Source organism: Candidatus Propionivibrio aalborgensis (assembly GCF_900089945.1).
Lineage (GTDB): Bacteria > Pseudomonadota > Gammaproteobacteria > Burkholderiales > Rhodocyclaceae > Propionivibrio > Propionivibrio aalborgensis.
The window spans coordinates 1-22,837 of record NZ_FLQY01000124.1 but is presented as its reverse complement, the minus strand read 5'-3'; the positions used below and the strand labels follow the sequence as shown (position 1 = coordinate 22,837).

Here is a 22,837-nt window from a genome sequence, read left to right as displayed (position 1 = left end):
TTGTCCGCCTGGCAGCAGGCGGCTTTTCAATGAGGGCGATATCGTGACCCAATCCTCTTCGAGCCCGGCCGCAAACAGGGTAATCTCGCTAAACAGTCTGGGGCGGGATCGCAGCCCAGGCCGTCGCATTCTCGCTGAATGCCGGGATCAGTTGGTCAATAGCCTGTTTGTTTGGCTGCGTGAGGTTGCCGCGCCAGTCTCGGAAGAGCTTTTTCTCCTGGCGGATTCAACAAGGGAACGGCTGCAACAGACCCGTTATCTTGACCTGCGGGCTGATGTTGAAAAGGACTGGTCGCATCTGGTTGAAACCTTTCGCCGCGACCTTTCCGCTGAGGCTGACCGCTGCCAGAACCAGGAAGCCGAAAAAGATGGCAAGCGCGAAGCCTCGCTCGAAATTCCCGACTTTGAAGGTCTGCAGTTGGTTGCCGACGACGACCTCTCCGAACACATCGTCATTCGCGAGTTTTCTGCGCAGCTTTCCGAGACATGCGACGAAGAACTGTATGCGCTTAACCGACGCGTTGCGGTCTTGCTCGGGCGTGACGAACTGACCGAGAGCGACAACCCGCTCGCCCCACCCGTCGTTTGCCGTGCGCTCTCTGACGCCTGCGCTACAATCGGCTCGAATGCCGAGGAGAGACTGCTCCTATTGCGCCGCCTGGAACGGCATCTGCACCTTGCTCTGCCGCCGATCTATCAGCAAATCAATGCTTACCTGGTCGAACGGGGCATCCTGCCGGATCTCAAACGGAACTACCGGAGAAGTAGCGGATCTGCCGCCAAGTCAGCGACTTCCGAACCAGATAGCTCGTCGCCCGCGAGTATGACGCCAGCGAGTCCAACAACGTCTGGCTTGAACTCAAGTGCGGGCATTCTCGATGCTTTGCAACGCCTCGCACAAGCGCGCGTCGCCCGGCTGCCTGCGGGGCTTTCCAGCGATGGCGGGAACGCCATGCCCGGCGCGATGACATCCGGTCCGCCAGGAGAAGCGCTTGATCCAGAAAGCGTCAGTCGACTACTCTTTTCCTCGCTCAACGACCTGCAGCATGCACCATCGTGCGAGCCCGGTGGCCTGATTGTCAATCAGGTGCGGCTGGTACGCGAATCGGAAAGCGCGCAGCAGGTCGGGGGACTCGAAGCAGTAACAATCGACATCGTCGCCATGCTTTTCGATTTCATTTTCGACGATGCGCATATTCCAGTTGCCGTCAAGGCATTGATCAGCCGGCTCCAGATTCCCGTTCTCAAAGTGGCGATGCTCAACCCGGGCTTCTTCGCCGACCGTCAGCATCCGACGCGCCGGTTCCTTGGCAGCGTCTCCGGCGTATCCATTCGCTGGGGCAGTCTGGTCGACGAAACCGATCCGTTCTACTGCAAGCTCGCCGAACTCGTCGAACGAATCCAAGCCGATTTCGAAGACGATGTCGAGGTGTTCGGGACGGCACTCGCTGAACTTGAGGCTTTCGTCGATGAGTGCCAGGTTGAAGAAGACAGCACGGCTCTGACAGCCGCCAATATTGTGATTCTTCGCGAACAGGACGCCGAAGGGTGGGAGCGTGCACAACGTGCCGTACAGGCTTTCCGGGCCAGCAATTCGCCTCCAGCGCTCATCGACGCGTTTCTAACAGAACACTGGGTTGGCGTGCTGCATAAGATTGCCGTCAGAGAAGACCCGAATGAAACTGACTGGCAAACGGCCAAAGAAGCGATGAAGGATCTGTCCTGGAGTATCGAGGCCAAGAAGACGCCTGATGATCGCCTGAAACTGATCGGCATGCTGCCCAAGCTACTGGCCCAGATCAACAAAGGTCTGGACAGTGTCGATGCCAGCCCGTCCCAGCGCAGTGATTTCTTTGATCAACTGGTGCAATGCCACTCCGCGGCACTCAAAGGCGAAACCCACGCAACTCCAACGCCGGAGATTCCACCGGCATCCGGAGCGGAAAATGCATCGCCCGCCTTTAGCCCATCAGAAGAAGGGGACTTGCTGGTAACGCGCAGCACCGACAATGGCGTCGAGGTCGAAGAGGTAATTCTGGTCGGCGCGAGTCCAATCTGGCGTGCCGACGATCGTGAAATCTTTCGCTTGGTCAGCGAACTCAAGCGTGGCGACTGGGTGGAGTTCCACGAACTCGAAGGACCAGACGGCGACGTGGCAAGTACCAACCGGGAACGCCTCAACTGGATCAGCCCGCAGCGGGGAATTCTGCTTTTCAGCAACCATCGCTCGGCCAAGGCCATTTCGATTGCTCCCGAAGCGCTGGCCCGCCAGATTCGCGACGGCATAGCGACAATCGTCCGTGACGAACCGATCTTCGAACGAGCCTTAAGTGGCGCTCTTGAGTCGATGAACGCCCGCTAGATTCCGGCCGGGAATAGTGATCTCAAGCTCGGGTGAAATGCCGTTTTCCCGTTCACTTCAGAGCAGTGGCTTGTCAGCGCTCAACCGGCCGGGCTGGATCAGCACACCACTCGCTCCAGGATCCGGCATAGAGCCTCGCCCCGTGCAGCCCGGCGATTTCCATCGCCAGCAGATTGTGGCAGGCGGTGACCCCTGAACCGCATTGCATAACGGCCTTGTCAGCCTCTACTCCAGCAAGCAGCTCAAGGAAATCGCGGCGTAACTCAGCCGCGTGGCGGAAACAGCCTTTGTCATCCAGGTTGTCACGAAAGAAACGGTTGCGTGCCCCAGGAATATGGCCTCCGACAGGGTCGAGCGTTTCATTCTCACCACGGAAACGATCCGGACTACGTGCATCAATCAGGCAAAAGCCTTCTTTGTTGATATTGGCAAGCACCGATTCAGTGCTGACGACCCAATCGCGTCGGGCTATGTCAAAGACGCATGGAACCGACTGTGTCAATTCGGTTGACAGTTCCCGCCCTTCCTTCATCCACTGGTTGATGCCGCCATCGAGGAGGGCAACACGATCATGTCCCAACCAGCGCAACAACCACCACAACCGCCCCGCTATCATGCCACCAGCGTCATCATAGGCTACGACCTGCGTGTCCCGGGCAACGCCAGTAGCGCCCAGGGTACTCGCAAGACAACACGGATCGGGCAAGGGATGACGTCCATTCCGGCCATTCATCGGGCCGGACAGATCACGGTCAAGATGCAGGAAGAACGCTCCAGGCACATGCCCCTCGGCGTATGCTTTCTCGCCAGATTCCACATCCGACAACGAATGACGGCAATCGAACACCCGCCAGTCCGGACGATTCAAGTGCCTGGAAAGTTCATCGCAGGACAGTAAAGTCAAGAAATTCACGCCGCCACAATGCCTCAAATGGACTCATCCAGCCAGGCCCGTGCCTCGGCTTCGTCGTCAAACAGCCGCATTTCGGCACGGACAAATATCTGCGACAACCATGCGCTCCACGCCACCCACTGACTTAGCGTCAGGACCGCAATACGGCTAAAATCTTTGGCATGCGCACGTGAGAACACAATATCCTCCCAGGCCACATCAAGCGTAAAATCAGCCATTTCACGCAGATCAAAATATAGATCGACCGGTCCCTCGAATTTGACCTTGTAGTTGACCATGTCCTCGAATTCTTTATAGTCCGCAAGCGTAAATTCCCCGTAAACATTGACTTCGACGCGTTTGGGCTGGTGCTGGATAACAATCATGGCTGTCTCCCCTTGTGTTCACAGGAGTGTAGCATCAGTCCTGCTTGGCAGGATTCGCTTGAGAACGATGCGGCATCAATCACTCGGATTGGCAAACTTGGCTTGAAGCCGGTGAGCAGCACTGAGTAGTGCCTTGGGAACGAGGATTCGGTCGGCTTCCATTTGACCGGAAGCCCCTTCTTGAGCTATTTTGCTGAGTTTGATCAAACCTTTACCCATGGTACGAACCAACCCTGCCAATCCGCATGAAAGTGGTGCCTCCCAGCCAGCGACGCCTGCGGCGAGCGAAATGAAGTATGAAGCCGCCGTGGCCGAGCTGGAACAGATCGTCCAGAATATGGAAGCTGGGCAGTTACCACTCGAAGAGTCAATAGCGGCCTACCGACGCGGCTGCGAGTTGCTCAAGTACTGCCAGCAGCAGCTCAGTGATGCCGAACGCAAAATTCAGGTTCTGGAAGACGGTTCGCTACGGGAGTTTGACACTGCCGGCGGTGAAGCACAGTGAGCGCAATTCCCTTTCCCCGAGGCAAGACCCGAGAGCTCCCCTTCCCGGACTGGATGCGCACGGTGCAAACTCGGATAGAGGCCACGCTGTCACGCCTGCTTCCGCCTGCGGAAGCGATTCCCGCGCGCCTGCATCAGGCCATGCGCTATGCGAGCCTAAACGGGGGAAAACGTGTTCGCCCCCTGTTTGCTTTTGCTGCCGGTGAACTGACCGGTGGTTCGCCGGAAAAACTGGAGATCGTCTCCAGTGCGGTTGAGCTGATCCACGCTTACTCACTGGTGCACGACGACCTGCCGTGTATGGACAACGATGTGCTACGTCGAGGCCGACCGACCTGCCATGTCGAATACGATGAACCAACGGCACTGCTGGTTGGCGATAGTTTGCAGTCGCTGGCCTTTGAGCTCCTCGCCCGCACGGATTTAGGCAGCGAATCTGCCAACTCGGCACGTCAGCTTGAAATGGTTCGACTGCTGGCACACGCCAGCGGCTCCAGTGGGATGGCCGGCGGTCAGGCCATCGATCTCGGCGCGGTAGGAAACGTCCTGGATCAACCAGAACTCGAACTGATGCATGCCCTCAAGACCGGGGCACTGATCCGTGCAGCTGTAATGCTTGGTGCCCTGTGCGGAGAAACGCTATCGGACGAAGCCAGGGAATCGCTTGATCGCTTTGCCAAGCGCGCAGGGCTGCTGTTCCAGGTCGTTGATGACATCCTCGACTGTACGGTGAGCACGGCCACCCTTGGCAAAACGGCCGGCAAGGATGCGGTAGATGAAAAACCGACCTATGTCAGCCTGCTTGGACTGGAACGCGCCCGCGAATTCGCCGATGAGCTTGGAAAACAGGCTCTTGATTCACTCGCCATTTTTGGTGAACGCGGTCAACGCCTGATTGAGCTGACCGCGTTCATCACCCACCGCAAGTTTTAGCCGACGAGGCTGGCCTCATATTCTGACCAGAGATCGCGGTTCATGCCGGATACAGCAAACAAATGACCTCCTATCCACTGCTCGACACCATCAGCAACCCGGCGCAACTACGCGCACTGGATCGAAAGCAGTTACCCCAGCTTGCCGAAGAGTTGCGCAGCTTCCTCGTTGAATCCGTGTCCAGGACCGGGGGCCACCTCTCGTCGAATCTTGGCACCGTTGAATTGACCGTCGCGCTGCACTATGTCTATGACACACCGCATGACCGCCTGGTCTGGGATGTGGGTCACCAGACCTATGCCCACAAAGTACTTACCGGGCGTCGGGCGGGCATGTCCAGGCTACGGACACACGGAGGTGTTTCGGGTTTCCCAAAACGCAGCGAAAGTGACTACGATACGTTCGGCGTCGGACACTCATCCACCTCGATCTCTGCTGCGCTCGGCATGGCACTAGCCGTCAAGCTCAAAGGCGAAGCCCGCCAGACGGTAGCCATCATTGGTGACGGCGCGATGTCAGCCGGCCAGGCCTTCGAAGCCATGAACAACGCCGGCGTAGCCGATGCCGACATGCTCGTCATCCTCAACGACAACGACATGTCGATTTCCCCACCCGTCGGCGCACTCAACAAGTACTTGGCCCGCCTGTTTTCCGGCAGCACCTTCAACTCGGTTCGAAAAACGGGTGAGAAAGTGCTGCGCGTTTCCCCTTCGCTGCTGGAGTTCGCCAACCGGGTTGAAGAACACGTCAAGGGCATGCTGACGCCGGGCACGCTATTCGAAGAACTCGGCTTCAACTATATCGGTCCGATTGACGGCCACGATCTGGATTCCCTGGTACCCACCCTGCAGAACCTCCAGAAGCTCAAAGGACCACAATTCCTGCATGTCATTACCCGCAAAGGGCAAGGATACAAGCTGGCCGAGGCTGATCCGATCCTCTACCACGGTGTGGCGAAATTCCATCCTGAAGTGGGTATTGAGAACGGCAAGGCGGGCGGCAAACCCAGTTACACCCAGATATTTGGCGAATGGCTGTGCGACATGGCCGTAGCCGACCCCAGGTTGATTGGCATTACTCCGGCCATGGGTGAGGGATCCGGCATGATACGGTTTGCCGAACGTTTTCCCGAACGCTATTTCGATGTCGGAATCGCCGAGCAGCACGCTGTCACCTTTGCCGCTGGACTCGCTTGCGAGGGGATGCGCCCGGTGCTGGCGATCTACTCGACCTTCCTGCAGAGAGGTTATGACCAGCTGATTCATGATGTCGCCTTGCAGAAGCTACCCGTGGTTTTTGCACTCGACCGCGGAGGACTGGTCGGGGCGGACGGCCCCACACACCACGGCACCTTCGACCTGTCTTTCCTGACCTGCATTCCGAATATGGTGGTGATGACGCCCGCCGACGAAATGGAGTGCAGGAACATGTTGACTACGGCGTTCCACATTGACGGCCCAAGTGCCGTTCGCTACCCGCGCGGCTCGGGTCCGGGCGTTGCCACGGATAAAGCGCTTCTCGACCTGCCCATCGGCAAGGGAGAAATACGCCGCCGCGGCAAGGGTGTTGCCCTGCTCGCTTTTGGCAGCATGCTCGTGCCCGCACTGGGCGCTGCGCCAGAGATTGATGCCACCGTTGCCAACATGCGTTTCGTCAAACCCATTGACCGCGACCTGATAATTGAACTGGCGCGGGAACATTCCCTGCTGATCAGCGTCGAAGAGAATGCCCTGATCGGTGGCGCGGGTGCAGAGGTCGCGAGAGTGCTGGACGAAATTGACAGTCCGGCGAAACTGATACGCCTTGGCCTTCCCGACCATTTCATCGATCACGGCGATCAGGCACTGCTATTGGCGGAAGCCGGACTGGACAAGGAGGGCATTGTTCGTACGGTGCGCGTGCATCAAGGCAGCGCGCCTTCTTCAGATCAAAAATCAGGGGCGATATCCACCGCTCATCAGGAACTGCAATGAACGCACCTCAAGCTCCAATCCCGAACGCCATGGTCGATGTTCAGAACCTGGCAGACACCCGTCAGATTGCCATCAACCGGGTTGGGATCAAGTCAATCCGTCACCCGGTCAAGGTACTCGACAAGTCGGGCGGCGTGCAGCATACCATCGCCATGTTCAATATGTACGTTGGTCTTCCGCACAATTTCAAGGGCACGCACATGTCGCGCTTCGTGGAGATTCTCAATAGCCACGAACGCGAAATCTCCGTCGAGAATTTCCCGACCATGCTGCGCGAAATGCTCGAAAAACTGGAGGCGGAAACCGGGCATATCGAGATGAATTTTCCGTATTTCATCAACAAGGCGGCGCCGGTGTCTGGCGTACAGAGCCTGATGGATTACGATGTCACGCTGACCGGCGAGATCTGCCATGGCGAAATCGCTTCGACGATCAAGGTCGTCGTGCCGGTAACCAGTCTTTGCCCCTGCTCAAAGAAAATATCGGAACGCGGCGCACATAACCAGCGCTCACACGTTACCGTGACGGCCAGGATCAACGATCACCTATGGATTGAAGAGATAGTTCAGCTTGTCGAAGCCGAAGCCTCCTGCGAGCTCTACGGACTACTCAAGCGCCCGGACGAAAAGCACGTCACCGAACGCGCCTACGACAACCCTAAGTTTGTTGAGGATATGGTTCGCGACGTTGCGGCGCGCCTGAGCGCCGAACCCCGCATCTATTCTTACGTGGTTGAATCCGAAAACTTCGAGTCGATCCACAATCATTCGGCCTACGCATTGATCGAAAACCGCAACCCCGAACCCGTCTGAGTCCGGCAACCGCCGCAAAGCAAAAGGGCGAAGTCTTTCGACTCCGCCCCGTTCATGGTTTTTGGGTATCTGTATTTGTTAATCAGACCTTGCGCTTGCGCGTCAGCTTTTCCTTGATGCGCGCCGACTTGCCCGAACGCTCGCGAAGGTAGTACAGCTTGGCACGACGCACATCACCGCGGCGCTTGACCTCAATCGCCGCAACCAGCGGCGAATAGGTCTGGAACGTCCGCTCGACACCTTCACCGGACGAAATCTTGCGCACGATAAAATTGGAATTGAGACCGCGGTTACGCTTGGCGATAACAACGCCTTCGTAAGCCTGCAGACGCTCGCGGGTACCTTCCTTCACTTTCACCTGAACGACGACGGTGTCGCCCGGCGCAAACGCGGGAATGGTCTTGCCCATACGGGCGATTTCTTCTTGCTCAAGTTGCTGGATCAGATTCATTTTTTAAACTCCGTTCTGCAAACTACGTTTTATTTTCCTGACCGCATTGCTCCTGAAACTGCACCAGGAGTTGCGTTTCCTCTTTCGGCAATGATCGCCCTGCCAACAACTCGGGGCGTCGTTGCCACGTTCGGCCAAGCGCCTGTTTCAGGCGCCAGCGACGTATCTGCTCGTGGTGCCCGGACAACAACACGTCCGGCACCCGCTGACCCTCGTACTCCTCAGGCCGCGTATAGTGCGGGCAATCCAGCAAACCCGCGACAAACGAATCCTGTTGCGCCGATTCGGCGTCGTTAAGGACACCCGGCAACTGCCTGACGATAGCATCAAGCAAGGCCATCGCCGGAATTTCGCCACCCGAAAGTACGAAATCCCCGATCGAAATTTCCTCATCGACGCAGCGCTCGATCAAACGCTCGTCAACTCCTTCGTAGCGCCCGCAGAGCAGAACCATGCCCTCCTTGTTCCCCGCATCCTGCACAAACTGCATAACGCGCCGATGCGTCAGCGGCGCACCTTGCGGCGACAGGTAGACCACCCTGCTCTTCACCAACCCCGCACCTGCCTGCCGGGCCTTGGCCGCCGAAATCGCGGCCGCCAGCGGCTTCGGCATCATCACCATCCCCGGGCCACCGCCGTAAGGCCGATCATCAACGGTGCGATGAACGTCCTCGGTAAAATCGCGCGGATTCCAGAAATTCAGACTCCAGCGCCCTTCTTCAAGCGCCCGCCGCGTCACGCCTGAATGCGAAAGTGCCACAAACATTTCGGGAAACAGCGTCACCACGTCGGCCACAAAGCGCTCGTTACGGGGCACCAGAATTACCAATCGCTTTCCCAGTCGACACAAACTTTCCTTGACGCCACATCAACGTCTAGCACAACGGTCGCTACAAACGGCAGCAACTGCTCAACTTTCACTCCATCGCCAACCCGCAATACATCGTTCGCGGGGGTCTCTATCAGTCCAAGCACCTGGCCCAGCACTGTTCCTCTTGTATTGATCACATCAAGACCGATCAGATCAGCCCAGTAATACTCGCCCTTTGCTGCAGGTGGCAGATCAGCGCGCGGCACCCCGACCAGAACTCCACGCGCGGCCTCGGACGCATCCCGGTCGGGTAGACAATCCAATTCCGCGACCAGCAAGTCGCCACGCAAATTGCACTTAAGCAACCGGGTCTGACGCCATAATCCCGGAGCGCTACCCTCTTGACCGATCCACCAATAAGGCAGCCTGGCCCAGTGCGATGGATCGTCGGCAAAGGGATGCACCTTCACAGCACCGCGCAAACCATAAGGGCCTACGATCTTGCCCAGAACAACAATATCGGCAGGCGTTACGACGCCGACGGATTCAGGCAAGAGATTGTCAATAGTCCGCTCAGCTTGCAACCTTGGCGCCTGCCTGCTTGACCAAGCGGGCAGCCGTCAAGGATAACCGAGCACCCTGCTTCTGCCAGTAGCTCAGGCGATCGGCGACGATGCGCAACCCTTCTTCCTTGTCAGTAGCGATCGGATTGTAGAAACCGATACGCTCAATGAAGCGACCATCACGACGGGTGCGGGAATCAGCCACCACCAAGTTGTAGAAGGGACGCTTTTTCGCACCACCGCGGGCGAGCCGAATAACTACCATAGGATTAATTCCAAATTCCGAAAAAGCGTGCGATTATAACAATAAAGCACGAAAAATCAAGCTGATATTTGCCTGAAAGCAGTACAAGCGACACCTGTATCTACTCGCGTTTCCTAGGTTGTGTCGGGAGGTTTCGCAAATCTCCCGACGCCGTTTATAATCCACACGGTATATTATGAACCCCGTCTCCACCAATCGTATATGACTGATATTCTTGTAGATTCCGGTAGCAGCGAAGCCGATACCCTCTCACAGGCGAACATGCGCACCCTTTGCGCCTGGCTGGACGCACCGCCACTGCCAAATGCCTCTGACGAGCTGACACCCCTTCTCGGTCACTTGGAGTTTTTGCGCACAAGCCAGGAATCGCCTCAGCATTGCGCCTCAGCGCTGGGGCGCCTGTATACACGAAGCATTTCAGTGTGCACAGCCCTGCTTCCCTTATTGACCGACGTTGATCTCCCCGTTCCCCTTCCACGGAAAACCAGGCAGCTGGCCCATAGCTTGCAGGAATTGCTCCAGACACTGGCTGAGGACTTGCTGACCACTCTCGGTAGGAATGGCAATCAACAGAATAGCGAGCGGAGCCAAGAACAGAACCTTACCCTCTGGAGGTGCTTGAACGCGCTCTCCAAGCACCTGTTGATAAGCAACCTTGCTGCATCACCCGCGGTCAACGGAATCTGGCGACAACTGCATCAGATCTATGAAACCGTCCGTCGCCAGGGGCTCGAAGGCAATGTCCCGGAAGAGGCTTCAAGCTCCCTGCAGAACATCTATTTCTCCGCGATCCTCCTTGGATGCGCCCAGCCGGCGTCATTCACATCCAGCGAGATCAACTTCATCGTTGCATGTGCGGAGAATTCCGTTGACTTGATCGAACCGACTGGTGACGCTGCGACAAGAACACCCGCAACGTTCTGGATTGACCCTTCGCGTGACGCTACGGCATTAGCCTGCTCTCGCAAATTGCCGCCACCTGATACACACGTACATTATTTTTCCTGCGACCGGCTCGCGTCGAAACTGAAGAATCAACTCGATATGCTCGAGAATGGCGCTTCACCGCAGCAGATCAATCTTCCGGACTTTGCCGGCACACCTGGCGGACGAGGCGTTCTTCGTCGGCTTATCACCTACTGGTGCGAACCGGGTAAGCGCCGTTTCCCGCGTCGCCGACAGAACTACCGTGCTGCCCTGTGTTCCGGTCTGCACAGCGTGTGGCACATCTTCCAGGATGGTGATGCGGCGGCCGTTGAAACGTCGAGCTGGATGATAACCAACGAAAGTCCAGACGGTTACGCGCTCATGCACGTTTCAGGAAAGACGGGCGGCATATCCGTCGGAGACATCACCGCAATCCGCACCGAATCCGGAGCAAACTGGCAAATCTGCATGGTCCGCTGGGCATTATCAGAGAATCAGGAGCATCTGGAACTTGGCCTGCAAATCCTGGCGACACGTGCGGTGCCTGCCCACCTTGCCCGACCTTCCGAAACCGGCACCACCGTACGCCTGCCTGTTCTCATCCTGCCAGAAATCAGAGCCCTGCATTCGACTGAAATGCTGGTTATCCCTACCGGCACATTGGAGAATCAACCCTTGAAACTCGTCCTTGTTCTCGAAAAGGAGAACCTTGAGGTGCGGGAGGTGAAAAGTACTCACCTTGACGAACAAAACAGCCACATAGAGATATTCTCCATCGAGCCTGACACGCTCCCTTCCTAAACCAAGGATTCCGTCAAGTGCGGGGATTACTGTGGGGATTGTTCCACCTGAACGCAGGCGAAGTCTCGTGGATCCAAACCCCGGCAAGGCCAAGACTACCGCGATGACACTGCGTAGCCTCTATCTGACCACCTGCACCAGCCTGATCCTGCTTTATTTCGCCGAAGGCATCGTGCGCACCAGCACCGACACTGGCATGGGGCGCTGGCTGGCAGCCGGAGAAACCCTGCTTTCGGTAATCTATTTCTGCGCGGCGATCGGCTATGTCAGACTCAGCCGCAATCGGGACGATCACAAATGATCCGCCGCGCCATTCGGGATCAAACAAGCTCATGCTTGGTTTGATTTCCGATCTGGGCTGACTTGGAGGAAATCTACGAAAGCTCGGCCAAAATGCTACTCGATGCAAACACTTTCTCGCCAATCACAACTTGTGCTGTGCTATCGAGCGGCAGATAAAGGTCGACTCGCGACCCGAACCGGATAAAACCAAAACGCTGGCCTGCGCCAAGATCAGTGCCGGCGTCAACATAATTTAGAATTCGTCGTGCGACCAGGCCGGCAATCTGGACACAGGTAATGTCCCGCCCATCCGTCGTCTTCAGATGCAGGGCGCACCGCTCATTTTCCAAAGAAGCCTTGTCCAGTGCCGCATTAAGGAAACTGCCCGGCTTGTACCACTTCTGGTGAACGCTGCTCCTGACTGGCGAGCGGTTCGAATGCACGTTGAACACATTCATGAACACGCTGACCTTGAGCGCGCGACGATTCAGGTAGGGATCATCGCTTTCCTCGACCACGACGATGCGTCCGTCAGCCGGTGCAAGCACACTCTTTGATCCACCGGCAATGACACGCGGCGGGTCACGAAAGAACTGCACGCAGAAGATGAAAACTAACCAGAACGGCAGCGACCAGAAACCGGAAAAGGACGTCAGAACAGCCGCAGCAAGAGTGCCGGCGATGAAAGGCCAGCCCTCCTTGGCGAGAATCGGATGCGGATAGTTCATTAAGCTCCCGTGAAGAGTTAAGAGAAAGGGGAGAGGAGAATAACAAGGGGTGAGGCGGCGAGGCCTTGCACCTCACCCCTCACCCCACAGCCTTCACTCCTCACTGAATCGATTAGTTCCTGGACTGGTCGACGAGCTTGTTCTTCTTGATCCAGGGCATCATGTCACGCAGCTTCGCACCGACAGTTTCGATCGGATGTTCAGCGATCAGACGGCGATTCGCAGTCATCGAAGGGTAATTGGTCTTCCCCTCCTGGATAAACATTTTGGCGTATTCACCGTTCTGTATGCGCTTGAGCGCGTCACGCATGGCTTGGCGCGACTGATCGTTGATGACCGAAGGTCCCGTCACGTATTCCCCGTACTCGGCATTGTTCGAGATCGAGTAGTTCATGTTGGCGATGCCACCCTCATACATCAGGTCGACGATCAGCTTGAGCTCGTGCAGACACTCGAAGTAGGCCATTTCCGGTGCGTACCCGGCTTCGACCAGTGTTTCAAAGCCCATCTTGGCCAGCTCGACGGCACCACCGCAAAGCACGGTCTGCTCGCCGAAAAGATCGGTTTCGGTTTCTTCCCGAAAGCTGGTTTCGATTACGCCGCCTTTAGTGCCGCCATTGGCCGCCGCGTACGAAAGCGCGATATCCTTGGCCTTCTTGGAAACATTCTGATGCACAGCGATCAGCGAAGGAACACCGCCACCCTTGAGATATTCGGAGCGCACAGTGTGGCCCGGACCTTTCGGCGCCACCATGATGACATCCAGATCGGCACGCGGCACCACCTGGTTATAGTGAATGTTGAAGCCGTGGGCAAACGCCAGTGCGGCGCCCTTCTTTATGTTCGGTTCAACATCGTTGTAGTACACGCCTGGGATGTTTTCGTCGGGCAACAGCATCATCACGACATCTGCACTCTTGACGGCCTTGGCCACTTCATCAACCTTGATTCCGGCCTTCTCGACCTTGCCCCAGGACGCGCCGCCCTTGCGCAGACCAACCGTAACCTTGACGCCAGAATCCGTCAGATTCTGAGCATGCGCATGGCCTTGTGAGCCGTAACCGACGATGGTGACCTTCTTGCCCTTGATCAGCGAGAGATCAGCGTCCTTGTCGTAGTAAACTTTCATGGCGTTCCTTTCGTACCAAATATACTGATTAACTTCCGCTCAAACCTTAAGAATACGGTCGCCACGGCCAATACCGCTGACACCAGTCCGCACGGTTTCGAGGATCCAATCCGTGTCGATTGCCTGGATAAAAGCATCAAGCTTCGATCCGCTACCGGTAAGTTCAATTACGTAGGTTGACTCGGTAACATCGATGATGCGCCCCCTAAAAATATCTGCCAATCGCTTGATTTCCTCACGATCCTTGCCCAAGGCGCGAACCTTGATCAGCATCAGCTCGCGCTCAATATGCGCTGCTTCAGACAGATCGACCACTTTGATGACATCGATCAGTTTGTTCAATTGCTTGGTAATCTGCTCGATTACTTCATCGCTACCGCTGGTTACGATAGTCAGCCGGGACAATGACAGATCCTCGGTTGGCGCCACCGTCAGTGTCTCGATGTTGTAGCCTCGGGCCGAGAAAAGGCCGGCCACTCGTGAAAGCGCTCCGGCTTCGTTTTCCAGCAGTATCGAAATAATGTGTCGCATGTTGTCGTTCCCTTACAGATCTTCGGCCAGAATCATCTCGGACAGGCCTTTGCCCGCCGCCACCATCGGGAAGACATTTGCTTCCCGGTCAGTGAGGATGTCGAGAAAAACCAGATCGTCCTTGTGGTCGATGAACGCTTTTTTAAGCGCGCCCTCAACGTCCTCCGGGCGCTCGACGCGGATGCCAACGTGGCCGTAAGCTTCGGCAAGTTTTACGAAATCTGGGAGCGAATCCATGTACGACTCGGAATAGCGACTGCCGTAGAACATCTCCTGCCACTGGCGAACCATGCCGAGGTAACGGTTATTGAGGTTAATGATCTTGATTGGCAGACGGAATTGCTTGGCCGTCGATAGCTCCTGAATGCACATCTGTATCGAGCCTTCGCCGGTGACGCAAGCAACCTGCATCTCAGGGTTTGCCAGGGCCGCGCCCATGGCGTAAGGCAAGCCGACACCCATCGTTCCCAGACCGCCCGAGTTCAGCCAGCGACGCGGCTTGTCAAACTTGTAATACTGCGCCGCCCACATCTGATGCTGGCCGACATCCGAAGTGACGATCGCGTTTCCACCGGTAATCTCATAGAGCTTCTCGATGACGTACTGCGGCATGATGACGTCTTTCATCGTGTACTTCATGCACAGCCTTGAACGCCAGCCTTCAATTTCCTTCCACCAGTCGGCAATCTCGGTCTTGCCCGATTCGGCCTCGATCAGTTTGAGCATGTCCTCAAGGACATCCGGAACGTTGCCGACAATCGGCACATCAACGCGAACGCGCTTCGATATCGATGAAGGGTCGATATCGACATGAATGATTTTGTGCGGCTGCAAGGCAAAGTTTTCCGGATTGCCGATCACCCGGTCATCAAAGCGCGCGCCGATGGCCAGCAGTACGTCGCAGTTCTGCATCGCCATGTTGGCCTCGAACGTGCCATGCATGCCGGGCATGCCAAGAAACTGCGGATCGGTCGCCGGATAGGCGCCCAGCCCCATCAAGGTGTTGGTAATCGGAAAGCCGAGGCGGCGGGTTAGCTCGGTCAATTGTGGAGCTGCATTGGAGAGAATCACGCCTCCACCCGTGTAAATCATCGGCCGCTTAGCACCGAGTAAAAGCTTTACCGCCTTCTTGATCTGACCCAGATGGCCTTTGACAACCGGAGTATACGAGCGCATCTGGATGTCTTTAGGGTAGTCGAACTTGCATTTTGCCGCGGTAATGTCCTTTGGAATATCAACCACGACCGGACCGGGCCGGCCAGTGTTGGCGATGTAAAAGGCCTTTTTCATCGTTATGGCGATATCGTTCACATCCTTGACCAGGAAGTTGTGTTTCACGCAGGGACGGGTGATCCCGACAGTGTCGCATTCCTGAAAAGCATCCTGACCGATATAGTGCGTCGGTACCTGCCCGGAGATGATGACCAGCGGGATCGAATCCATATAAGCCGTGACGATACCCGTTACCGCGTTGGTCGCACCCGGGCCCGAGGTTACTAAAGCAACGCCAACCTTATGCGTCGAGCGCGCCAGTCCGTCCGCGGCATGCACCGCCGCCTGTTCGTGGCGGACCAGAACATGCTTGACTTTGTCCTGCTTGAACAATTCGTCATAAATGTGAAGGACCGCACCACCAGGATAGCCGAAAACATATTCGACCTTTTCTTCCTGTAGGCACCTGATTACAATCTCAGCACCGGTTATCATGTTAAACACCCTCGCCTTATTCGGCCAAATGGTCGAAAACCCGTAACGTTATAGCCTGGATCATAATTGGTCAAGGCTTCCACCTAGGCGCCCGATATTCAAGGGATTGCATCCCACTCGAAAACAACAAGGATTTCAGTTCTGGCCAGCCAACGCGAACTGTCAGATTTTCTTGCCGCTTCAGAACGTCGTGCATTCAAGCAGGCGATGTTTGCCGTGCGTAACGAAGAGTCGGCACTCGATATCGTGCAAGACTCGATGATGAAGCTCGCCGAGAAGTATGGCGACCGGCCGGCCGAAGAACTGCCAATGCTTTTTCAGCGCATCATGCAAAACACGATTCGCGACTACTACCGGCGCAGTAAAGTCCGCTCACTGTGGACCACTTTGCTTTCAGCGCTGACACCAAATGATGCTGAAGATTACGACCCGCTGGAAACCATTGCCGTCGAATCGGGGTCGTACACGCCGAACACTCCGGACGGACAGTTGCAGCAATCACAAGTCCTTGTGATCATTGAGAAAGAGATACAACAGCTGCCCACGCGTCAACGGGAAGCCTTCCTCATGCGTTACTGGGAGGACATGGACGTTGCGGAGACGGCTTCCGCGATGGGTTGCTCGGAAGGGAGTGTGAAAACACACTGCTCGCGTGCCACGCACACGCTGGCTACTGCTTTGAAAGCAAAAGGAATTACTCTATGAACGAACTGCATTTCGCCTACAAGGTCAGGCAGCATCTTAATCGCGGATTGCACGACCTACGCCCGGAAACGGCGGCGCGTCTTGCTGAATCCAGGCAGAGCGCCTTGGCTTGTCAAAGACAGGTTGCGAGGCAGTCGGTTCTTGCTACCGCTGGCCATTTCGCCCAGCATTACTATGACAGCCTGCGTATCAAGCAAGTGTTCGCCGCGTTCATTCTGCTGCTTTGCCTCGCCTTTGCGGCTTTCTGGGTGGCCGATCAACGCGTCACAGAGCTTGGCGACATTGATAGCGCCTTGCTTGCCGATGACCTGCCGATCAGCGCATTCACCGATAAAGGCTTCAATGCATGGTTAAAACGCGGCGCATTGGAATAATTCTCAGTTTTCTTCTTGCGACCTCGGGCTGGGCGGAAACGTCCAGCCCGTCGCTTGTTGCAACTCCACCTCAACCGATATGGAGCGAATTGACGGTACAGCAGAAAATTATTCTTGCGCCACTGAGCAGCGACTGGGATTCGTTGCCGTTCTTCCGCCAAAAGAAATGGCTGGGTATTGCCACTCGGTTTCCTACCATGACGCCGGAAGAGCAGCGCCGCATTCAGGGGCAGATGCAGGCATGGGGAAAACTGACACCGGAACAGCGGCAGCTCGCCCGGGAGAACTTCAAAACCGCCAATCAGCTCCCGGCAGAAAAAAAGCAGGAGCTCAAGCTGAAGTGGCAGGAGTATTCCAACCTCCCGGATGACATAAAGGAGAAGCTGAAGCGGCAAGCAGAACGCGATTCCATTTCAAAACCAGGCCAACCACCAGGCCAACCAACTCCACCTTCACCGCTGCCTCCTGTGGCAAGCAAGGTTGAAAGCCCGAACATTGCCCCCAACTTGCGCACGCCGCCCATCAGTCCGCAAGCCTCCGGATCGTCAGCAGCACCGCCGGTCGCAGTACCGCCAACCACCGGAACAGCAACGAAACCTTGATGCCTGTAACAATTCGCTCGGATCGCCCTGGAATTCTGCGCCGTCTGGCGGCCATGCTCTACGAAACGTTATTGCTGTTCGGCGTGCTCCTTACAACGTTTGTCTTCCCCCATGTGCTGATCGGTGCTTTCGCGCATCGCCTGGCAACAACAACGCTATTGTGGACGCACCTCTTTCTTGTCCTGCTCGTCTATTTCATCTGGTTCTGGCGCAATGGCGGCCAAACGCTGGCCATGAAAACCTGGCGAATCCGGTTGGTGTCGCATGACGGACTCCCAATCCGCCCGGCGCAAGCACTGCTGCGCTTTCTACTTTGCTGGCCAAGCCTGGGACTTGCCGGAGTCGGCATCATCTGGGCTCTGCTTGATCGCGACAGGCAATTTCTGCACGACAGGATCGCCGGCACCCAACTCGTCACCGCATAACCAGAAAAGTTTCCACCGGACTCACGCTCGGCGCCGTAGGTGAATATCTTTGTGCCAATGAGGCTTTCCCGGCAATCAGCCAGGAATCAGCGTCGCTCAACCCACCAGATCATTCCACCGGCTGCCAGCATGAACAATGCTGAAGGCGCTATGGCGCTGACGACCGGCGACCAACTGTTTATCGCGCCCAGGTTCGAGAAGAGACCATTCAACATGTAAAAAAACACCCCAATCATCACCCCGGAAAAGATCTTCAGGCTGGTCCCGCTAACCCGATTATGGGTATAGCCGAAAGGCAACGCCAATGCGACCATGACTAGGGCAGCCAAAGGGTAAATCACCTTCTTCCACAACGCGATATCGTAACGCATTGTTTTCTGGCTATTCTCTGCGAGATGCCTTACGTAAGCTGACAGATGTAGCAGGGACATTCGCTCGGGCGCAACCATCAGCACAGCGAGAATATCCGGATTGAGCGCTGAATGCCATTCCTGATCCGGCAATCGGGTGACCTCGGCCCGATCATCACGCAAGTCGGTTCGAACGACGCCGCTGAGCCGCCAACTGGCCGGCGGGATATAGGATCCCTCTTGCGCATCGGTGACCGAACGCAGCTTGGCGCTATCGTCAAAAACAAAAATGCGGATACCACGCAAACGCGTGTCCGGCAGTACGACTTTCACGTTGATGAAACTTCGTTCATCCTTGACCCAGAGTCCACTGCGCAAATCCTGGCCAACTGCCCTCCCTTTCTGATTGAGACGCAATTGCTGGGCAGCGCGCTCGGAAGGCGGCGCCACAACTTCACCAATCAGAAAAGTGATCGCAGCGAAAAATGCCGCCACTTGAAACAATCCTGAAAGCAAGCGTCCGGTCGACATTCCCGACACCCGCAACACGGTAATTTCCGAATGTCTGGCCAAAGTCGACAGAGCGTAGAGCGTCCCGATCAGGACAGCAATCGGCATAAGTTCATAAATGCGCCCCGGCATTTTCAACATTACAAACACAAGGGCGTGATGCAACTGATAAGAGCCTTCGCCCACATTCTTGACTTCAGTGATCATGTCGAAAAAACTGAATAACGCGAGAAATCCAGCAAGCACAAGCAAGATCGCGCCAGACACCTCTCGGGCCAGATAACGACGGTAGATTCTCATCTGGAAAACCGCGAAAAAGACAGCACCGCAATCCGGCGGTAGAACAGCAGTGGCAGGAGGCAGATCATGAACAGATGGACGGTCAGCATACCCGCTGCGAACGAGATCTTTCCACTAGCGACCCACGCCTGACTGATGGTCAGCAAATTGTTATACAAGAGATAAGTAAACAACGCCAAAAGCATATTTGCCGAACGGCCTGCACGCGGGTTGACGAACGAAAGGGGGATCGCCAGCAGAGCCAGAATAATTGCCGATAGCGGAACACTAAAGCGCCATAGCAGCTCAGCCCGTTGGGCAGGTAGATCCTGCTTCATCAATTCCAGCGTTGGTGAATTCTTCGTTGTTTTCTCGATTCCACGCGCCTCCTTGGTTTCGAGACGTATGGCATAACGCGCATACTGCAGAATGCGAAACTCGGGTGTCCCGGGTACAAACTCATAACGTCGTCCGTTCTCCAGAACCAGGAACCGATCCCCGTTCTCGGCAATTTCCTGATGCCCCGCAGCAGCCATCGTGACTCCCTGGCGCTGGTTCTGAACCGAACTCACAAAAACATTCTTTACCTGACTTTCATCATCGGCAACCGCTTCGACAAATACCACACGATCCCCGGATGAGGATTCCTGGAATGCGCCTGGAGAAGCCTGCCCGGCGTCCTTGCGCGTATCAAGGTTCCCGCGGTATTCGGCACTCTTGGACAGCGCCCAGGGAGAAACAAAAAGCGACAACCCGGCAATCGCCAACACCAGCGGCAAAGTGAAGGTTAACACGGGCCGTATCCACGCCGCCAGAGACAGTCCGGAAGAAAACCAGACCACCATCTCGGAATCGCGATAACTGCGTGATAGCACCAGCAAAATCGCAATGAAAGCTGACAAAGACAGCAACGCTGAAACGTAGTGCAGAGAAGAAAAACCAAGCAGCGCAACTACGGCTTCAGGTGCAATCGAGCCTTGCGCCGCTTCACCCAGAAGCTTGATCAATTGCGTCGTCAGCAGAATGGCGAAGAGCGCCACAAAAACGCCGGCAGCCGCGTGGGTAAACTCGCGCCGGGTGGCATTCTGGAAGATCATTTTTTGACTTTAACGAAAAACTGCTGTGATAATCGGCGTTTAGGACGCATCTGTACCGACCGAGGAGTAGCCGTTGGAATTTAGCATAAAAAGGGGAAGCCCGGAGAAACAACACTGTGCATGTGTCGTCGTTGGCGTTTTCGAACCACGCAAACTGACACGCTCCGCCGTCTCGATCGACGATGCGGCACGCAAGCATCTTTCCGACATCGTCCAGCGTGGCGACATGAACGGAAAAGCGGGATCAACATTGCTTCTGCACAATGTGCCGTCAACCGCGTGCGATCGTCTCCTATTGGTCGGGCTGGGCAAGGAAAAGGAATTTCACGAGAAGGAATTCTGCAACGCAATTCGTAGCGCGGTCAAAGCACTTCACGAAACAGGCGCCACCGATGGCACGGTTTTTCTGACGGAAATTCCGGTCAGAAAACGCAGTGTAGCGTGGCGCATCCGGCAGGCAGCGATCATCGCTCAGGACACCGTCTATCGCTTTAACCAGTTTAAGAGCAACAAGAACGAGGAAAACCGCCCGCTACAAAAAGTGAGCTTTACCATTGAGCGGCAAGATGAACTGAGTCTGGCCAACGAGGCCCTGGCTCAGGGTCTGGCTGTCGCCGAAGGCGTCACGCTTGCCCGGAATCTTGGCAACCTGCCCGGCAACGTGTGCACCCCTGCGCATCTGGCCGATACGGCTCTGCAGATGGCCAAGGATCATGGCCTGGATTGCCAAATACTTGAACGCACCGACATGGAAACCCTCGGCATGCACGCACTCCTCTCGGTAGCCAAGGGCTCGCACCAACCTCCGAAAATGATCGTCTTGCAGTACAAAGGCACAAAAGCCGGGAAAGGCAGCAAGAAAGCCGCAGACGAGAAGCCATTGGTTCTGATCGGCAAAGGGATCACCTTCGACTCCGGTGGCATTTCGCTCAAACCCGGTCTGGAAATGGACGAAATGAAGTTCGACATGTGCGGCGCGGCCAGCGTGCTCGGCACGATCAAAGCAGTCGCTCAAATGAAGCTGCCGATAAACCTCACGGTTATCGTTCCCACCAGCGAAAACATGCCCGGTGGTTCGGCCAGCAAGCCGGGAGACATCGTCACCTCAATGTCCGGACAAACAATCGAAATCCTCAACACCGACGCCGAAGGGCGCCTGATCTTATGCGATGCGATGACCTACGCCGAGCGCTTCAAACCGGAAGCGGTGATTGACGTCGCCACGCTCACTGGCGCCTGCGTAATCGCTCTCGGCCACGTCGCCACGGGCCTTTTCGCCAACGACGACAGTCTCGCCCACAAACTCATTCAAGCTGGCGACGAAGCACAGGATCGTGCCTGGCAAATGCCGCTGTGGGACGACTATCAGGATCTCCTGAAGAGCCCGTTCGCCGACATGGCCAATATCGGCGGGCGGGCGGCAGGCAGCATTTCTGCCGCCTGTTTCCTCTCGCGCTACACCAAGAAATTCTCCTGGGCGCACCTCGACATTGCCGGAACCGCCTGGAAATCAGGCGCAGACAAGGGTGCCACAGGTCGCCCGGTACCCTTGCTCGCACACTACCTGTTAAAACGTGCTGGGAAGCTCAGTTGACCCAAGTCTTTTTCTATCACAATGTGGCTGATCGTATCGCCGCTGTTGTTGCGCTGATCGGCAAGGCATTCCTACAGAGGAAGGCGCTGCTGGTCTACGCACCGGACGCCGAAGTTGCCGGCATGCTTGATCGCCAGTTGTGGACGCATCCGCCAACGGGATTCATTCCCCATGTGCGCGGCGACTCGCCGCTGGCTGCTGAAACACCCGTGCTGATAACCAACGACCTGGAGTCGATGCTGCACAACGAGCGTCTGTTCAACCTTTCCTCCGAAATCCCGCCCGGTTTTTCACGCTTCAACAGCGTCATAGAAGTCGTCGGGCAACATGAATCAGAGCGACTTGCAGGCCGCGATCGGGTGAAGTTCTACAAGGATCGCGGATACGAAATCAAGTATTTCAACCTTTCGGAAAAACACTGATGACAGAGCATTCCGATGTTGTTGATCGCGCCGACTCGCTGATGAGACGTCGGCGCAGCTTTGTAGCCTCAGTGTCGGGCAAGACAGAGCCCATCAGCGCTCCCCCGCCGCCGATCAGCGACGACGAAGACCTGCCCGTGCTCACCGAAGTTGTGTCCGCTGAAGCCATCATTCCGGAAACCCAACCTGAACCCTATGACGAAGAAGCTTTGCTCGCGATTGTCGCCGCCGACCTGGTACGAACCCTTGAACGACAATTGGCAATCGAGTTACCCAGCCTGATCGAAGCGACCTTGCTCAACGCTCAGGAAGAGCTGCGCTCAGGGATCAATTCCACCCTGGATATGGCACTGCGTGACTTTCTGGCGCGCCGTCATCAACTCAGCCTGTCGCTTAACGAACCCAGTCGGGACGACGACTAG

Annotated in this window: 27 protein-coding genes; 14 read left to right on the top strand and 13 right to left on the bottom strand. The window is 56.2% G+C overall.

Annotated features, from left to right (window positions below):
* Window positions 1-43 precede the first annotated feature (43 nt).
* Window positions 44-2,362 carry a DUF1631 family protein gene (locus tag PROAA_RS07565; protein WP_186410757.1) on the top strand — a complete coding sequence of 773 codons (2,319 nt, stop codon included), beginning with the start codon at window positions 44-46 and terminating at the stop codon, window positions 2,360-2,362.
* Window positions 2,363-2,435: 73 nt separating this feature from the next.
* On the opposite strand, the gene PROAA_RS07560 is transcribed toward PROAA_RS07565, so the two are convergent.
* The 3 genes from PROAA_RS07560 to PROAA_RS07550 all read right to left on the bottom strand — a co-directional run bounded on the left by PROAA_RS07560 (window position 2,436) and on the right by PROAA_RS07550 (window position 3,859).
* Window positions 2,436-3,275: a sulfurtransferase gene (locus PROAA_RS07560; protein ID WP_186410756.1), complete on the bottom strand. Its 840-nt coding sequence runs from the start codon at window positions 3,273-3,275 to the stop codon at window positions 2,436-2,438.
* Window positions 3,276-3,289: 14 nt separating this feature from the next.
* Window positions 3,290-3,640, bottom strand: coding sequence for a SpoIIAA family protein (locus PROAA_RS07555; protein WP_186410755.1), 351 nt, complete (start codon window positions 3,638-3,640; stop codon window positions 3,290-3,292).
* 75 nt (window positions 3,641-3,715) lie between these two features.
* Window positions 3,716-3,859, bottom strand: coding sequence for a hypothetical protein (locus tag PROAA_RS07550; RefSeq protein ID WP_186410754.1), 144 nt, complete (start codon window positions 3,857-3,859; stop codon window positions 3,716-3,718).
* Here PROAA_RS07550 and PROAA_RS07545 point away from each other — a divergent pair.
* From PROAA_RS07545 to folE2, 4 genes are all read left to right on the top strand, one after another.
* Window positions 3,858-4,145 carry an exodeoxyribonuclease VII small subunit gene (locus PROAA_RS07545; protein ID WP_186410753.1) on the top strand — a complete coding sequence of 96 codons (288 nt, stop codon included), beginning with the start codon at window positions 3,858-3,860 and terminating at the stop codon, window positions 4,143-4,145. The genes PROAA_RS07550 and PROAA_RS07545 overlap by 2 nt on opposite strands.
* 53 nt (window positions 4,146-4,198) lie before the next feature.
* Window positions 4,199-5,077, top strand: coding sequence for a polyprenyl synthetase family protein (locus tag PROAA_RS07540; RefSeq protein ID WP_186410780.1), 879 nt, complete (start codon window positions 4,199-4,201; stop codon window positions 5,075-5,077).
* Window positions 5,078-5,139: 62 nt separating this feature from the next.
* Entirely contained in the window at window positions 5,140-7,050 is a 1,911-nt protein-coding gene (dxs, locus tag PROAA_RS07535; protein WP_186410752.1) for a 1-deoxy-D-xylulose-5-phosphate synthase, read from the top strand.
* Window positions 7,047-7,862, top strand: coding sequence for a GTP cyclohydrolase FolE2 (folE2, locus tag PROAA_RS07530; protein WP_186410751.1), 816 nt, complete (start codon window positions 7,047-7,049; stop codon window positions 7,860-7,862). Before dxs ends, folE2 begins: the two co-directional genes overlap by 4 nt.
* Window positions 7,863-7,944: 82 nt before the next feature.
* Here the strand turns inward: folE2 and rplS are convergent, their stop codons facing one another.
* From rplS to rpsP, 4 genes are read right to left on the bottom strand one after another with little or no spacing between them, the layout of a single operon-like run.
* Window positions 7,945-8,313, bottom strand: a complete 369-nt coding sequence (gene rplS / locus PROAA_RS07525; RefSeq protein WP_186410750.1) for a 50S ribosomal protein L19 — start codon at window positions 8,311-8,313, stop codon at window positions 7,945-7,947.
* A 22-nt stretch (window positions 8,314-8,335) separates the two neighbouring features.
* Window positions 8,336-9,130 (bottom strand): tRNA (guanosine(37)-N1)-methyltransferase TrmD, encoded by a 795-nt coding sequence (gene trmD / locus PROAA_RS07520; protein ID WP_281182255.1) that lies wholly within the window; start codon window positions 9,128-9,130, stop codon window positions 8,336-8,338.
* Between the two features lie 5 nt (window positions 9,131-9,135).
* Entirely contained in the window at window positions 9,136-9,678 is a 543-nt protein-coding gene (gene rimM / locus PROAA_RS07515; protein ID WP_245664203.1) for a ribosome maturation factor RimM, read from the bottom strand.
* Between the two features lie 19 nt (window positions 9,679-9,697).
* Complete coding sequence (rpsP, locus tag PROAA_RS07510; protein ID WP_186410749.1) at window positions 9,698-9,952, bottom strand: 30S ribosomal protein S16; 255 nt, start codon at window positions 9,950-9,952, stop codon at window positions 9,698-9,700.
* Window positions 9,953-10,570: 618 nt separating this feature from the next.
* Between rpsP and PROAA_RS07505 the strand changes: the two genes are divergently transcribed.
* Both PROAA_RS07505 and PROAA_RS07500 read left to right on the top strand, forming a co-directional pair.
* Window positions 10,571-11,680 (top strand): hypothetical protein, encoded by a 1,110-nt coding sequence (locus PROAA_RS07505; protein ID WP_186410748.1) that lies wholly within the window; start codon window positions 10,571-10,573, stop codon window positions 11,678-11,680.
* A gap of 67 nt (window positions 11,681-11,747) precedes the next feature.
* Window positions 11,748-11,981: a DUF2069 domain-containing protein gene (locus PROAA_RS07500; RefSeq protein ID WP_222102151.1), complete on the top strand. Its 234-nt coding sequence runs from the start codon at window positions 11,748-11,750 to the stop codon at window positions 11,979-11,981.
* A gap of 73 nt (window positions 11,982-12,054) precedes the next feature.
* On the opposite strand, the gene PROAA_RS07495 is transcribed toward PROAA_RS07500, so the two are convergent.
* The 4 genes from PROAA_RS07495 to ilvB all read right to left on the bottom strand — a co-directional run bounded on the left by PROAA_RS07495 (window position 12,055) and on the right by ilvB (window position 16,057).
* Window positions 12,055-12,690, bottom strand: a complete 636-nt coding sequence (locus PROAA_RS07495; RefSeq protein WP_186410747.1) for a phosphatidylserine decarboxylase — start codon at window positions 12,688-12,690, stop codon at window positions 12,055-12,057.
* A 112-nt stretch (window positions 12,691-12,802) separates the two neighbouring features.
* Window positions 12,803-13,819 (bottom strand): ketol-acid reductoisomerase, encoded by a 1,017-nt coding sequence (gene ilvC / locus PROAA_RS07490; protein ID WP_186410746.1) that lies wholly within the window; start codon window positions 13,817-13,819, stop codon window positions 12,803-12,805.
* A gap of 39 nt (window positions 13,820-13,858) precedes the next feature.
* Window positions 13,859-14,350 (bottom strand): acetolactate synthase small subunit, encoded by a 492-nt coding sequence (gene ilvN, locus PROAA_RS07485; protein WP_186410745.1) that lies wholly within the window; start codon window positions 14,348-14,350, stop codon window positions 13,859-13,861.
* 12 nt (window positions 14,351-14,362) lie between these two features.
* A complete protein-coding gene (gene ilvB / locus PROAA_RS07480; RefSeq protein WP_186410744.1) occupies window positions 14,363-16,057 on the bottom strand; it encodes a biosynthetic-type acetolactate synthase large subunit in 1,695 nt (564 codons plus the stop codon).
* A gap of 96 nt (window positions 16,058-16,153) precedes the next feature.
* Here ilvB and PROAA_RS07475 point away from each other — a divergent pair, with 96 nt between their 5' ends.
* The 4 genes from PROAA_RS07475 to PROAA_RS07460 all read left to right on the top strand — a co-directional run bounded on the left by PROAA_RS07475 (window position 16,154) and on the right by PROAA_RS07460 (window position 18,163).
* Window positions 16,154-16,762 (top strand): RNA polymerase sigma factor, encoded by a 609-nt coding sequence (locus PROAA_RS07475; RefSeq protein WP_342669212.1) that lies wholly within the window; start codon window positions 16,154-16,156, stop codon window positions 16,760-16,762.
* Window positions 16,759-17,136, top strand: a complete 378-nt coding sequence (locus tag PROAA_RS07470; protein ID WP_186410743.1) for a DUF3619 family protein — start codon at window positions 16,759-16,761, stop codon at window positions 17,134-17,136. Before PROAA_RS07475 ends, PROAA_RS07470 begins: the two co-directional genes overlap by 4 nt.
* 89 nt (window positions 17,137-17,225) lie before the next feature.
* On the top strand, window positions 17,226-17,738 hold the full coding sequence (locus PROAA_RS07465) for a DUF3106 domain-containing protein (RefSeq protein ID WP_222102150.1): 513 nt from the start codon (window positions 17,226-17,228) through the stop codon (window positions 17,736-17,738).
* Window positions 17,738-18,163 (top strand): RDD family protein, encoded by a 426-nt coding sequence (locus PROAA_RS07460; RefSeq protein WP_186410741.1) that lies wholly within the window; start codon window positions 17,738-17,740, stop codon window positions 18,161-18,163. The genes PROAA_RS07465 and PROAA_RS07460 overlap by 1 nt, the downstream gene beginning before the upstream one ends.
* A gap of 86 nt (window positions 18,164-18,249) precedes the next feature.
* On the opposite strand, the gene lptG is transcribed toward PROAA_RS07460, so the two are convergent.
* Together lptG and lptF are read right to left on the bottom strand one after the other, a co-directional pair.
* Complete coding sequence (gene lptG, locus PROAA_RS07455; RefSeq protein ID WP_186410740.1) at window positions 18,250-19,323, bottom strand: LPS export ABC transporter permease LptG; 1,074 nt, start codon at window positions 19,321-19,323, stop codon at window positions 18,250-18,252.
* On the bottom strand, window positions 19,320-20,399 hold the full coding sequence (gene lptF, locus PROAA_RS07450) for an LPS export ABC transporter permease LptF (protein WP_186410739.1): 1,080 nt from the start codon (window positions 20,397-20,399) through the stop codon (window positions 19,320-19,322). The genes lptG and lptF overlap by 4 nt, the downstream gene beginning before the upstream one ends.
* A 73-nt stretch (window positions 20,400-20,472) precedes the next feature.
* On the opposite strand from lptF, the gene PROAA_RS07445 reads away from it, so the two are divergent.
* Genes PROAA_RS07445 through PROAA_RS07435 form a run of 3 tightly spaced genes read left to right on the top strand, consistent with a single transcriptional unit; the run spans window position 20,473 to window position 22,837 of the window.
* The gene (locus tag PROAA_RS07445; RefSeq protein WP_186410738.1) at window positions 20,473-21,993 is read left to right on the top strand and encodes a leucyl aminopeptidase; all 1,521 of its coding nucleotides are present in this window, start codon (window positions 20,473-20,475) and stop codon (window positions 21,991-21,993) included.
* Window positions 21,990-22,415 carry a DNA polymerase III subunit chi gene (locus PROAA_RS07440; RefSeq protein WP_186410737.1) on the top strand — a complete coding sequence of 142 codons (426 nt, stop codon included), beginning with the start codon at window positions 21,990-21,992 and terminating at the stop codon, window positions 22,413-22,415. Before PROAA_RS07445 ends, PROAA_RS07440 begins: the two co-directional genes overlap by 4 nt.
* A complete protein-coding gene (locus tag PROAA_RS07435; protein ID WP_186410736.1) occupies window positions 22,415-22,837 on the top strand; it encodes a hypothetical protein in 423 nt (140 codons plus the stop codon). The genes PROAA_RS07440 and PROAA_RS07435 overlap by 1 nt, the downstream gene beginning before the upstream one ends.

Excerpts from the sequence above, each read along its gene's own strand:
- folE2 (WP_186410751.1), top strand. The coding sequence starts at position 7,047 with ATGAACGCACCTCAAGCTCCAATCCCGAACGCCATGGTCGATGTTCAG.
- rplS (WP_186410750.1), bottom strand. The coding sequence starts at position 8,313 with ATGAATCTGATCCAGCAACTTGAGCAAGAAGAAATCGCCCGTATGGGC.
- lptG (WP_186410740.1), bottom strand. The coding sequence starts at position 19,323 with ATGAGAATCTACCGTCGTTATCTGGCCCGAGAGGTGTCTGGCGCGATC.
- PROAA_RS07550 (WP_186410754.1), bottom strand. The coding sequence starts at position 3,859 with ATGGGTAAAGGTTTGATCAAACTCAGCAAAATAGCTCAAGAAGGGGCT.
- ilvC (WP_186410746.1), bottom strand. The coding sequence starts at position 13,819 with ATGAAAGTTTACTACGACAAGGACGCTGATCTCTCGCTGATCAAGGGC.
- ilvB (WP_186410744.1), bottom strand. The coding sequence starts at position 16,057 with ATGATAACCGGTGCTGAGATTGTAATCAGGTGCCTACAGGAAGAAAAG.
- dxs (WP_186410752.1), top strand. The coding sequence starts at position 5,140 with ATGACCTCCTATCCACTGCTCGACACCATCAGCAACCCGGCGCAACTA.
- PROAA_RS07470 (WP_186410743.1), top strand. The coding sequence starts at position 16,759 with ATGAACGAACTGCATTTCGCCTACAAGGTCAGGCAGCATCTTAATCGC.
- PROAA_RS07460 (WP_186410741.1), top strand. The coding sequence starts at position 17,738 with ATGCCTGTAACAATTCGCTCGGATCGCCCTGGAATTCTGCGCCGTCTG.
- lptF (WP_186410739.1), bottom strand. The coding sequence starts at position 20,399 with ATGATCTTCCAGAATGCCACCCGGCGCGAGTTTACCCACGCGGCTGCC.
- rpsP (WP_186410749.1), bottom strand. The coding sequence starts at position 9,952 with ATGGTAGTTATTCGGCTCGCCCGCGGTGGTGCGAAAAAGCGTCCCTTC.
- PROAA_RS07540 (WP_186410780.1), top strand. The coding sequence starts at position 4,199 with ATGCGCACGGTGCAAACTCGGATAGAGGCCACGCTGTCACGCCTGCTT.
- PROAA_RS07545 (WP_186410753.1), top strand. The coding sequence starts at position 3,858 with ATGGTACGAACCAACCCTGCCAATCCGCATGAAAGTGGTGCCTCCCAG.
- ilvN (WP_186410745.1), bottom strand. The coding sequence starts at position 14,350 with ATGCGACACATTATTTCGATACTGCTGGAAAACGAAGCCGGAGCGCTT.
- PROAA_RS07435 (WP_186410736.1), top strand. The coding sequence starts at position 22,415 with ATGACAGAGCATTCCGATGTTGTTGATCGCGCCGACTCGCTGATGAGA.
- PROAA_RS07495 (WP_186410747.1), bottom strand. The coding sequence starts at position 12,690 with ATGAACTATCCGCATCCGATTCTCGCCAAGGAGGGCTGGCCTTTCATC.
- PROAA_RS07555 (WP_186410755.1), bottom strand. The coding sequence starts at position 3,640 with ATGATTGTTATCCAGCACCAGCCCAAACGCGTCGAAGTCAATGTTTAC.